This window comes from Polyangium sp. 15x6, from assembly GCF_029960785.1.
GTDB lineage: Bacteria > Myxococcota_A > Polyangia > Polyangiales > Polyangiaceae > Polyangium.
Genome location: NZ_JASBQE010000075.1, coordinates 46976 through 57809, shown reverse-complemented (window position 1 = coordinate 57809; position 10834 = coordinate 46976). Strand labels below are relative to the sequence as shown.

10 protein-coding genes are annotated in these 10834 nt (G+C 69.5%); 6 read left to right on the top strand and 4 right to left on the bottom strand.

From position 1 onward, the window contains the following. A partial coding sequence (locus QHF83_RS38055; RefSeq protein ID WP_282422964.1) for an MYXO-CTERM sorting domain-containing protein occupies window positions 1-253 on the top strand: 253 nt, incomplete at its 5' end. Here the strand turns inward: QHF83_RS38055 and QHF83_RS38050 are convergent. Then, entirely contained in the window at window positions 204-1196 is a 993-nt protein-coding gene (locus QHF83_RS38050; RefSeq protein ID WP_282422963.1) for a PEGA domain-containing protein, read from the bottom strand. The two genes, QHF83_RS38055 and QHF83_RS38050, sit on opposite strands and share 50 nt — an antisense overlap. A 70-nt stretch (window positions 1197-1266) precedes the next feature. After that, window positions 1267-2163 carry a hypothetical protein gene (locus QHF83_RS38045; protein WP_282422962.1) on the bottom strand — a complete coding sequence of 299 codons (897 nt, stop codon included), beginning with the start codon at window positions 2161-2163 and terminating at the stop codon, window positions 1267-1269. Between the two features lie 83 nt (window positions 2164-2246). Here QHF83_RS38045 and QHF83_RS38040 point away from each other — a divergent pair, with 83 nt between their 5' ends. From QHF83_RS38040 to QHF83_RS38020, 5 genes are all read left to right on the top strand, one after another. Then, window positions 2247-3644 (top strand): MATE family efflux transporter, encoded by a 1398-nt coding sequence (locus tag QHF83_RS38040; RefSeq protein ID WP_282422961.1) that lies wholly within the window; start codon window positions 2247-2249, stop codon window positions 3642-3644. Between the two features lie 123 nt (window positions 3645-3767). Continuing rightward, window positions 3768-5030, top strand: a complete 1263-nt coding sequence (locus QHF83_RS38035; RefSeq protein ID WP_282422960.1) for an STAS domain-containing protein — start codon at window positions 3768-3770, stop codon at window positions 5028-5030. Continuing rightward, the gene (locus tag QHF83_RS38030; protein WP_282422959.1) at window positions 5018-5605 is read left to right on the top strand and encodes a nucleoside triphosphate pyrophosphatase; all 588 of its coding nucleotides are present in this window, start codon (window positions 5018-5020) and stop codon (window positions 5603-5605) included. Before QHF83_RS38035 ends, QHF83_RS38030 begins: the two co-directional genes overlap by 13 nt. A 13-nt stretch (window positions 5606-5618) precedes the next feature. Beyond that, a complete protein-coding gene (locus QHF83_RS38025) occupies window positions 5619-6917 on the top strand; it encodes an aspartate aminotransferase family protein (RefSeq protein WP_282422958.1) in 1299 nt (432 codons plus the stop codon). A 131-nt stretch (window positions 6918-7048) separates the two neighbouring features. Continuing rightward, complete coding sequence (locus QHF83_RS38020) at window positions 7049-9100, top strand: hypothetical protein (RefSeq protein WP_282422957.1); 2052 nt, start codon at window positions 7049-7051, stop codon at window positions 9098-9100. Here the strand turns inward: QHF83_RS38020 and QHF83_RS38015 are convergent. Together QHF83_RS38015 and QHF83_RS38010 are read right to left on the bottom strand one after the other, a co-directional pair. After that, window positions 9058-9990, bottom strand: coding sequence for a GNAT family N-acetyltransferase (locus tag QHF83_RS38015; RefSeq protein ID WP_282422956.1), 933 nt, complete (start codon window positions 9988-9990; stop codon window positions 9058-9060). The two genes, QHF83_RS38020 and QHF83_RS38015, sit on opposite strands and share 43 nt — an antisense overlap. 14 nt (window positions 9991-10004) lie before the next feature. After that, window positions 10005-10796 carry a hypothetical protein gene (locus QHF83_RS38010; protein WP_282422955.1) on the bottom strand — a complete coding sequence of 264 codons (792 nt, stop codon included), beginning with the start codon at window positions 10794-10796 and terminating at the stop codon, window positions 10005-10007. Window positions 10797-10834: the final 38 nt, after the last annotated feature.

The following is a 10834-nucleotide window of genomic DNA, read 5'->3' as shown; positions in this document are numbered from 1 at the left end:
CGGCGCAGGCGGCAGCGGCGGCGGCAGCGGTGGCGCCGGCGGCAGCGGCGGCGCGGGCGGCAGCGGCGGCGCGGGCGGGGATCCTTATCCGCCGATTCGTAATACCGGCTGCGGCTGTCGCCTCACGGAGACCTCTCCCCTCGGAGGCGCCGCCGCGCTCGTGATGGCCGCGTTCGCGCTCCTCGGACGAACCCGCAAGACGATCAGAACTGGAACAACGTCGCGCCCCCGCCGCTGCTCGCCTCGGTCGTGAGCTGCCCCGGCGCGATCGTCCCCGCATGCGGCGCGCGCTCCGTGAACGCCGCGACCGTGACCGCGGCGCCCGCCGCGACGACCGCGCCGAGCCCCGTCCAGAACCACCAGCGCGTCACGACCGACTTCGCCTCGAGCGTCGCCGTCACCGCCTTGTAGCCGCCGGCCGGGACCACGGCCGAGGTCTCGTACGCACGAAAATCCCGGTGGCGCACGGTGATCCGATGCGTGCCCTTGGGCACGTTGAGCTCGACGGGCGCGACGCCGATCGGCTTGCCATCGACGAGCACCTCGGCCGACGGCGCCGACGCGCGCACCGTGAGTACGCCCGTCGTCGCGCGGGAAAACAGGTCGAACCGCACGGTCTCTGCTGCGCCGCCTTCGAGCGTGACCGTCTTCTTCGCGCCGAAATATCCTTCCGCGTCGACCTCGATCTCGGCGGGCCCCGCGACGAGCTTCAGCGGCGCGGCGAGCGGCGATTTGCCGACGACCACGTTGCGCACGACGATCCGCGCGCCCTCGACGTTCGTGACGATGTCGAGCGTGGCGACGCGCTGCCGCAGCTCGGCGATGAGCGTGGGCAGCCGCGGCACGCGCGCCTTGAGGTCGGGCGGCGCCGCGGCGTCGAAGGCCGTGAGCTTGTCGAGCGCCTCGGGAAAACGGTTCAGCGCTTCGAGCGCGCGGCCCATGTTGTAGAGCAGCGCCGGGTTCTTCGTGATCGCGTAGGCCTCGCCGTACGCGGCGAGCGCGTCCTCGTACCGGAGCAGCTCCATGGCCTGATCGCCGGCCTTCTTGCGCTCAGCGGCGCGCGCTTGCGGATCGTCCGCGGGCGCGGCGGGCGCGGCCTCTGGCTCGGCGCGCAGCATCGACGGCGAGGACGAGAAGGCAGCGGAGAGCGCGACGACGAGCGTGGTTCGCAGAGCTCTTTGGCGAGGTGAACGCACGGGAAGATCCTCCGCGCTTCTGGCGCTCTCGCAGGATACGCCCGTGGCGCGGGGTGGGAAGAGGCTCGCCTTACCGGGAAAGCGTTTCGAGCTGCGAGACGATCACATCGACGAACCGCGCCGCCGACCCCTCGCTCCAGCGGAAATACAGGCTCGGCTCGGTCAGCTCGAGCTCGATGAGCTGGAGCGCGCCGCCTTCGCCTCGCACGAGATCGACCCGGGCGTAGAGGAGCGGCTTGCCCACGGCCGCGAACGCGGCGCGGGCCACGTGAAGTGCCTCGGCTTCGATCGGCGCCGCCGAGATGTGGCTCTGAAACTCCGGCTGCGAACGGAAATCGCCCGCGCATGGCACCTTCCGCACCGCGTGGCTCGGCTCGCCGCCGAAGAACACGATCGAGAGCTCGCCCTCCGACTCGATCGAGCCGAGGTACGGCTGCACCATCACCTCGCCCGAGACCACGAGCGACGCGGCGTGCGCCTCCGCCTCGTCGGGGTTCGTCCGCGCGTCGATCCGCTTCGCGCCCACCGAGCCCGCCGAGACCGCCGGCTTGATCACGACCTCGGACCAACCACGCGCCTCGATGCGCCGCGCGAGCCCCTCGGCGCGCTCGCCCTGCGCGAGCCAGATCGTCGGGATCACCGGCACGCCGGCCGCTTCGAGCGAGCGCAGGTAGGACTTGTGTGTGTTCGCGCGGATGACGTCGGCGCCGTTCCAGAGCGGCACGCGCGCGGCCGTCCGCTCGGCCCACGCGACGAACGCATCTCTGCGGCCGGGCCCGTCCCAGTAGTCCCACGGATTGCGGAGGAGCGCGAGATCGGCCTCGTCCCAGGGCGCTTTCGGGTCGTCCCAGACGAGGCAACGATGGGCGATCCCTCGCGCGTCGAGGGCCTCGCGGAAGAGCGCGTCGTCGACGTCGAGCTCGGGCAGACGGGCGCACGTCGCGATGGCCAAGCGGGGTTTCTGCATGCCGCTTTCTTGCCTCAAACGGGCGCGCGAAGCGAGCAGCGCGAGCGCGCAGCCCTTTCCGATGTCAAACCTCCGCCCCCCTCATGCTGGACGCCGCGCACATCACGCACACCGCGCACGGTCCCTCGCTCGGGAGGCTCCTCAATCTCGCGTGGCCGATCATCATCTCGCGCTCGGCGCAGGTCGTGGTCAGCGTGTCCGACGCCGCCATGGTTTCGCACCTCGGCAAGGAGAGCCTCGCCGCCACGACCACGGGCGGGCTCAACTTGATGGCCTTCTTCATCCTGCCGATGGGGGTGGTCTTCATCGTGTCGAGCTTCGCCTCGCAGCTCTACGGCCGCGGCGATCACGCCGGGGCGCGCCGGTACGGGTTCTATGGCCTCGCCGTGGCTGCGATGGCGCAGGTCCTCTACTTCGCGGGCGCCCTCGTCATGCCGCGCGCCGTCCATGCGATCGGCTACGAGCCCGCCGTCGCGACGCTCATGCAGCAATGGCTCACCGTCCGCCTCTGCACGGGCGGCGCGGCGATCGGGCTCGAGGCGCTCGGCAACTATTACGGCGGGCTCGGCAACCCGCGCCTGCCCATGGCCACGCAGGTCCTGTGCATGGTGCTCAACGTCGCGCTGAACTGGGTGTTCATCTCGGGGCACCTCGGCGCGCCCGCGCTCGGCGTGGTCGGCTCGGCACTGGGGAGCGCGCTCGCCACGTTGACGGCCTTCCTCGTGCTCCTCGGGTGTTTCCTCGCCGGCTACGGCGAGCACCCGAGCGCTCGCCAAGGCAAGGCCCAGCTCCGCCTCGCCGAACTCTGGCGCATGTTGCGCTTCGGCATCCCCTCGGGGCTCAACTGGTTCGTCGAGTTCGGCGCGTTCTCGTTGTTCATCAACCTCGTGATCAACGGGCTCGGCACGACCACGCTCGCCGCGTTCATGGCCTCGATGGAGGTGAACCAGGTCGCGGCCATGCCCGCGTTCGGCCTGACGAGCGCGGGAGCGATCCTCGCGGGGCAAGCGATCGGCGCGAAGGATCTCGATCAAGTGCCGAAGACGGTGAAGCTCACGGCCCTCGTGGCGTGTGGCTGGATGGGCTTCGTGGGCCTCGTCTACCTCGTGTTCGCGCGGTACTGCATGCTCCCCTTCGCGCCACCTGGGCCCGAGCGCGAGGCCTTCCTCGACATCACGGCTCGGATCCTCACGCTCTCGATCACGTGGCAGATCTTCGACGCGACGGTGATGACGCTGGCCGAGGGACTGCGCGCCGCGGGAGACACGGCCTTCACCGCCTGGGTCCGCGGGATCGTGGCGTGGTGTGTCTTCGTGCCGGGCTCTTTCATCTCGGTGCGGGTGCTCGGCGGTGGCATCGGGTGGGTCGTCTTCTGGCTGACGGGCTACATCGCGCTCATGGCCGTCATCCTGCTCTTGCGCTTCCGGAGCGGCGTGTGGCGCAGGCTCGATCTCACCGGGTCGGAGCTGCCGCCCATCTGAAGGGTCGTGCACGTATGAAAGGGACGATGGGCGCGCGTCGCAGATCCGCAACGCGCACACCGCCCCGGGCCGCTGGATCTCGCGTCCTCCGCCCCGTGCACGATTTTCGCTTGTCCATTCCGCATGAGCTCCGAGGTTCGCTCCCCGCCGGACGAGCATCCCCTCGCCGCGTTTCGCGCGGCGCTGATCGGGCGTCGTGACGTCCTGGTCGCACGTGAGTTGGAGCGACTGCGGCGCATCCTGCCCTGGCTCGCGCAAGCCCCCGAGGAGTTCCTCATCGCGCCCGTCACCGAGGACGTGCTCGCGTATGCAAACGCGCTCGCGGCCCCCGATTTCTCCGACCTCGAGGCGCGCGCGAGAGGGTGGTGCGAGAGTCAGGTCACGCTCGGCGGAGGCGTGCACCTCGTGCTCCAGCTCGTCGAGGGGTGCCGACAGGACTACCTCGACGTCGCGATGGACGCGGTCGTCGCAGGCGTGCCCGAGGCCCGGGCCGGCGTGCGTCGGCTCATGGAAGCGTTCACCGCGGTGCTCACGGCGGTCGACGCGTTTTTCCACGGCCCGGACGCGCGCGAGGCCGCCGACGCCACGTTGTTCCGTCACTTCGTGGATGCCTCGCCCGACCCGGTCGTGCTCGCGGGCGGCGAGGGGACGATGCTCCTCTACGCGAACACGGCCTTCCAGGAAACCTTCGGCGGCGAAGGAATCCCGGGTCGCATGATGTCGACGCTCGTCCCGGACGAGCAACGAAGCGCGCTCGCAGCGCTCGCGAACACGGCCCTTCGCGAGGGCCGCGCGCGCGGCGAGCTCCATCTGTTTCGTGCGAACGGCGAGCTCTTCGAAGCGGACGTCCTCTCGTTCATCGCGCCGGGCCGCAGCGATCGGATGCCCGCGCGTTTCTGGCTCCTGCGCGACAAGGGCCCGCTCGTCGCAGCGGAGCAGGCGCGTGTGCAGCTCCAGGAGGAGATCATCGCCTCGCAAGCGGCAGCGATCCGTGCGCTCTCGACGCCGCTCCTGCCGATCGCCGAGGGCGTGATCCTGATGCCGCTCGTGGGCGCGCTGAACGAGCAGCGCACCGAGCAGATGCTCGAGACCTTGCTCCAGGGCATCTCGCGGCGGGGCGCGCGCGTGGCGATCCTCGACATCACGGGCGTGAGCGACGTCGACTCGCACGTGGCGCACGGCATCCTGCGCGCGGCCCGCGCGGCGTCGCTCCTCGGCGCGCGTATGTTTCTGACGGGCATCCGCGGGCCCGTCGCGCAGTCGCTCCTCGCGCTCGACGCGAACTTCGGCGGCCTCGTCTCGTGCAGCACGCTCCAGGACGGAGTCGCTCGCGCGCTTCGCGGCGCCGGTGGCCAAGGGTATGCTTCCCGGCGATGGACCGGCTGATCCTCGCATCCACGTCTCGCTTCCGCCGCGCGCTGCTCGACCGCCTCGGCCTCCCCTACGAAGCTTCCGCGCCTCGTTTCGACGAGATCCCGCCCGAGGGTCTTTCGCCCCGGGACGTCGCCCGCGCGTTCGCCGAGGGCAAGGCGAAGAGCCTCGAAGCCGGGCCGGGGACGTGGGTCATTGGCGCCGATCAGGTGCCCGAATACGACGGCCGCATCCTGCGAAAAACCGAGAGCCAGGACGATTGCCGGGCCCAGCTCGCCGAGCTCTCCGGGCGCACGCACATGCTGCACACGGCCGTCGTGCTCTGGTCGGCCTCGGAGGGCCGGATGCTCGGCGACACGGTCACGGTGGAGCTCACGATGCGGCCGCTTTCGCCGGCGCAGATCGATCGATACGTCACGCTCGACGATCCGGTGGGCAGCGCGGGCGGGTATCTCTTCGAGAAGCGCGGCATCGGCCTCTTCGAATCCGTGCGTGGCGGGGACGAGTCGGCCATCGTGGGCCTGCCGTTGCTCTCGCTTTGCCGCCTCCTCCGCGAAGCCGGGATCGAGCCGCTCGATCTCGCAAGGTAACGAAATGCCCCCCATGGATCACGCCGAGATCCTGCGCAAAGGCGTCGAGGATTTCCGTCAATTCGTCAATCCGCTCGTCGCCGCGCGGGTCGCCATGACGGGCGAGCCGTATCGTATTGCCGGAACGCGCGACGGAAAACTCGTCGACGAGGGCGGACGGCTCATCGAGGATCTGCACGGCACGCAATCGCTCGGGCACCGCGTCGCGGCCGTGGCCGATGCCGTGCGGGATTGGCTCGCGACCGACGCGCCGTCCTGGTATCCGTCGCGGGTCAATCCTTACGCGGGGCGGCTCGGGCGGGCGCTCTTCGAGCGGACGGGCTACGACAACGCGTTTTTCGGGATGTCCGGCAGCGACGCGGTCGAGGCGTCGATGAAGCTCGCGCGCGCCGCCACGGGGCGCCCGCGCGTGCTCTCGCTGCTCGGCGCGTACCACGGCACCACGATGGGGAGCTGCGCGCTCATGAATCCCGGCATGTTCCGCGACCCCTTCGCGCCTCACCTCCCCGGCGTCTCGCCCGTCCCGCGCGAAGACGTGGACGCGCTCGCGCGCGCGCTCGAACCCGAGGACGTGGCCGCGATCATCGTGGAGCCGATCCAGCTCGAGGGCGGCGTGTTTCCTTTGTCGGACCGATACATAACGTCCCTCTGCGAGCTCACCGAAAAGCACGGCACGCTGCTCGTGGCGGACGAGGTGCAGACCGGTCTCGGGCGGCTCGGTCGATTCCTCGGCACCACGACGTGGCCACGCCGCCCGGACGTGATCGTGCTGGCGAAGGCGCTCGGCGGCGGCCTCTTGCCGTGCTCGGCCATGCTCACGAGCAAAAACACCTTTCTACGCGCCTATGGCAAGGACATGGCCACGGCGGAGGCGCACAACGTGACGTTCGGCGGCAATGCGATGTCCTGCGTCGCGGCGCTCGCGATGCTCGCCCAGCTCTCGCCCGAGGTCTTCGCCGTGGCCAAGGCGCGCGGTGACCATTTCCAGGCGGGGCTCCGCCGCGCGCTCGCGGATTCGCCGCTCGTCGTGGAGGTACGCGGCGCGGGGCTCATCGCGGGCGTCGAGCTCCGGGCGACGGACCACCCGTGGCTCTCGTTCGAGCATTTCGGCATGGACGAGCTCGACGGGCATTCGCCGATCGGCCTGCTCGTCTGCCATCGCATGTACAAGCGAGGCTACTATTGCTTCGTGTGCGGGCACCGCTGGAATACGCTCCGGCTCCAGCCTCGGCTCGATATCGAGGAGAACGAGCTCGACGCGTTCGTGACGGCGCTGCGGGAGGAAATCGATACGATCGCGGAGCTCGTGTAACGGAAAAGGCAGTCGAAACGGAAACGGCGGCCCCGGCGCCCTCTTTGCATTCCTCCCCCGTGAGGAAGCCCATGCGCACGCCGCCCACGCCAAGCCTTCCGCGATCACACGTATTCCGCATTCTGACCAGCGTGCTCTTGGCGCTCGCCGCGTGCACGAACCGCGGCTATGCAGATCTCCGCACGGACGGCACGCCGCCACGGCTCGCCGCGCCCTCCCCTGCCCCCGAGCTTCTGCGCTTCGACATCATGGCTGGATCCATCACCAACCACTTCTATCGCCGCGGCCCGATCGCGGCGCACTTCCTCACGACCTCCGGCCCCGTCCCCCGCCTCCTCGTCGCTTTTCCCGCGGGAAACGCCGGCATCGTCCTCGGCTTCGCGCCCCTCGCGCAGCCTGCGGCCTTCGAGCTCGAGCCTCTCACCGTGCTCGACGGCGTCGAAGAGCCCGATGGCATGCGCGGCGTCACGGCGCACCTCGTCGCACGTACGCCCGCCTTGCGCGTCCACCACGCCATGCTGGCCGGCATTCGGTTCCTGCGTGATGATATGGCCGGAGGCCTCGGCCCCGGGGCGCCCGCGCTCGCGCACGATGTCGATCCCGGACCGCCCTTCGCCCTGCGCCGCACCATGCTGGACGGCCGACGTATCGAGCTCCGCATCGAGCCCCGAGAGGGTTCCATCGTCACGCTCGAAAACGACGATATCGTCCTTCATGCGGGCCCCGACGGCGAGGTCCACTTCCGCGTCACGGCCCTCCACGACGAGACGCCGCTCGCGCCGTTTCCGGTCGAGGATCTTCTCAATACGCATGCGGCAAGCGACGCGCAGGCGCGCCGGGCCTTCGCTTTCCTGTCGTACCAGGAGAAGCTCCTCGCCGGCTCGTGGCGCTTCTTGACCTATTTTGGGCGCGACACATTGCTCGCGCTGCACATGCTCCTGCCCGCCCTCGAGCCCCCCGCGATCGAAGCGGGGCTCGGCTCCGTACTCGATCGGCTCGCGCCGGAGGGCGACGTCGCGCACGAGGAGGCCATCGGCGAGTATGCGGTGTGGCTCAATGCCATGGCGACCCCGCGGCCCGCGGATCTACGCGCCTCCGTCCTCGATTACAAGATGATCGACGACGACTTCCTCCTCGCGCCCATGGCCGCGGCCTATCTGCTCGACATGCCCGCGGGGAGCGCGCGTGCCCGAGGATTTCTCGCTCGCAAGACGCCTTCGGGTGCGCTTTATCGCGACGCGCTCCGGCAAAACCTCGCGCTGGTCCTCTCGCGCGCGGCCCCCTTCGCGGAAAACCCAGGCCCCGAGACGCTGGTCGCGCTGAAACCGGGCCTTCCCGTGGGCAACTGGCGCGATTCGAATCAGGGTCTCGGCGGTGGGCACATTCCATTCGACGTCAACGTGGCCCTCGTCCCGGCCGCCCTGCGCGCCGCCGCGCGCCTCTTCGCGAGCGACCTCCTCGGCCCGGACCCGGCCGCGGCCCGCGAGGCGCAGTCCCTCTCCGATGCATGGAAGGGAGTCGAGCGCTTTTTCAGGGTGGAGATCCCCGCGGAGGCGGCGCGCGCGCGCGTCAGCGAATACGCGGACTCCGTCGGTCTCGATGGCGCGGCAGCAGTCGCATCCATTGACGCCCCGATCCGCTTCTTCGCCCTCGCGCTCGACGCCGCGGGCAAACCGATCCCGGTCATGCATTCGGACACGGCGTTCGTCCTGCTCTTCGACGAGCCCTCGCCCGAGCTTCTCATGCTCGTGGCCCACGACCTCCTGCGCCCGTTCCCGGCCGGGCTTCGCACGGACGTCGGCATGCTGGTCGCGAATCCTGCGTATACCGGGGCTCCTGCCCTCGCCGCGATGTTCACGCGCGCCGATTATCACGGGACCGTGGTCTGGTCGTGGCAGCAAGCCGCAATGGCCGCGGGTCTGTCCCGACAGCTCTCGCGCAAGGACCTACCGGACGCCACACGCGAGGCGCTCCTCCTGGCCGAACGCGCGTTATGGGCGGGCATCGAGGCCACCCACGCGCGGCGCGCCGAGGAGCTGTGGAGCTGGGAGCCTCTGGGCGGCAAGGCCGTGCTCATCCCGTTTGGCCAAGCGCGCGGCCACGTGGATGAATCGAATGCACTTCAGCTCTGGAGCACCGTCTACCTGGCGCTCCGGCCCCCGTCCAGAACCGGCCCGCAATAGAGAATCATGCTCATGAGGGGCTTGTACCCCATGACCTCGTTGAGGTGCCGGATCGGTTCATTCCCCACGGCGTTCTCCGTCACCAGACGCCGGAAGCCGGCTCGCTTCGCGCCCGCCACTTGCGCTCGTTTGAGCGCGCCCGCGATCCCCCGCCCGCGCCATGCCCGCCGCACGCCGGTGAGGCTGTGGAATGCGACGCCGCCTCGGCCACGCTGGAGCACCGCATACCCGACCACCTCGGCGCCTTCCATCGCGATGAACGTGAGGTCGTGCGTATGGATGGGCCTGTCCATGTCCGTCGCGAGCCACTCCTCGAACGATCCCACCTCGTCCGCCCCGTCCGCGGGAATGTCGGGAATGGCCTCCCTCGCGACCTGGTACATGCCGGGCAAAAGGTCGGGCCGCTCCGCCCGTGTCACGAGTGTGATGCCCGCCGGCGGCTTCACCTCCGGCATGGGCAAGGAATCGAGCTCCAGCACGAGTTCGACCTCTCGCCCGATTTCCTCGTAGCCGCGCCGTTCGAGATAGACGCGGGCGTCGCGCTGACTCTCGTGGGCCTCGATCTGGAGCTCACGCAAACCGAGCCGTCGCGCGTGCTCCGAGAGCGCGTGATGCATGGCCGATCCCAGGCCCTGGCGGCGAAACTCGGGCCGCACCCACAGGCCCGCGACCCCGCACGGGTCTGCGTTTTCGCCTCCGGCAGGTCGAACGAAGGCCGCGCCCACGGGGCGCCCGTGAGCCCGTAGCACCCCATCCACGCGGCCCGGGTGAAGGCCGCGCAGATGGCGCGCATCCTCGAACGACGGGATACCCCAGACATCCGCGGCGTCGACGACCTCGACCCAGTCCCGAAGGGCCTCGTCGTCTTCAACGATTTCGAGCATCGGCATGGCAGGCTCAGTCCTCAGGGAATGGCCAGGGTCTGGTAGTCCACCTGGTCTTTGACGTTCGACTCGAGGACCCCCTGATTCACGCCCCCATCGTGGTAGGTGAACATGTTCGCATACCCAGCCAACACGAGGCGATTTTGATAACCGCTCAGTCGTGGCTGGCATTGTGTGCATGGGTCCTTCGTGCCGGCGATGTAAAACACCGATTCCGTCGTCAGCCTGGAGGCGATCCAGGCCAGCAAGTTCTGCTCGGCGTGGGATTTACCCAGAATGACGGTCGCGCTCGGAAACGTCAGATCGGACCTCGAGCCGACATGCGGCTTCGCCTCCCCCATGGCTCCCCGCGGATACTTTTTTGTTTCCTGATGGGCCTTGGTGCGGCCCTTGCCAATCGAGAGCGCCGCGTTCTTGTCCCCGACCGTGTTGTTGGCGGACACGGCGAGCGAAAGCGAGTCCCCGGTCGCATGCTTGTACCACATGGCCTGGACCTCCTGGATGGTGGAGTCGTCGACCTTCGCGAACAAGCGGAAGACCTCGCTCATCGTCTGCAGCTCCGTGATGGGGTTCGTTCCAGTAAAGGCCACGACCTGCGCTCGCGCTCGTTGCGCGACCCCGAGGCCCCGCGCGTCGAACGGCCGCGCCACCTGCGCCGGGTGAGGCGCGACCGCCTTCGTGACGGCGACCGGCACCACGCGCCGCTGCAAGACCTTCGCCGGATGAGGTGGCAGCGCGCCGGATCGCTCGTGTCGCTGGATTGTCGCCGCGTGGGGGAAACGCGCGCCGATCTTGCCGTCCCTGTCGCTCATCCTGCTCGCGAGGAGAGCACGAGCTCGAAGCGCGGGAC

What these genes read in the sequence shown, in the direction of transcription:
- QHF83_RS38045 (WP_282422962.1), bottom strand. Translation starts at nt 2,163, where the DNA reads ATGCAGAAACCCCGCTTGGCCATCGCGACGTGCGCCCGTCTGCCCGAG.
- QHF83_RS38040 (WP_282422961.1), top strand. Translation starts at nt 2,247, where the DNA reads ATGCTGGACGCCGCGCACATCACGCACACCGCGCACGGTCCCTCGCTC.
- QHF83_RS38035 (WP_282422960.1), top strand. Translation starts at nt 3,768, where the DNA reads ATGAGCTCCGAGGTTCGCTCCCCGCCGGACGAGCATCCCCTCGCCGCG.
- QHF83_RS38030 (WP_282422959.1), top strand. Translation starts at nt 5,018, where the DNA reads ATGGACCGGCTGATCCTCGCATCCACGTCTCGCTTCCGCCGCGCGCTG.
- QHF83_RS38025 (WP_282422958.1), top strand. Translation starts at nt 5,619, where the DNA reads ATGGATCACGCCGAGATCCTGCGCAAAGGCGTCGAGGATTTCCGTCAA.
- QHF83_RS38015 (WP_282422956.1), bottom strand. Translation starts at nt 9,990, where the DNA reads ATGCCGATGCTCGAAATCGTTGAAGACGACGAGGCCCTTCGGGACTGG.
- QHF83_RS38010 (WP_282422955.1), bottom strand. Translation starts at nt 10,796, where the DNA reads ATGAGCGACAGGGACGGCAAGATCGGCGCGCGTTTCCCCCACGCGGCG.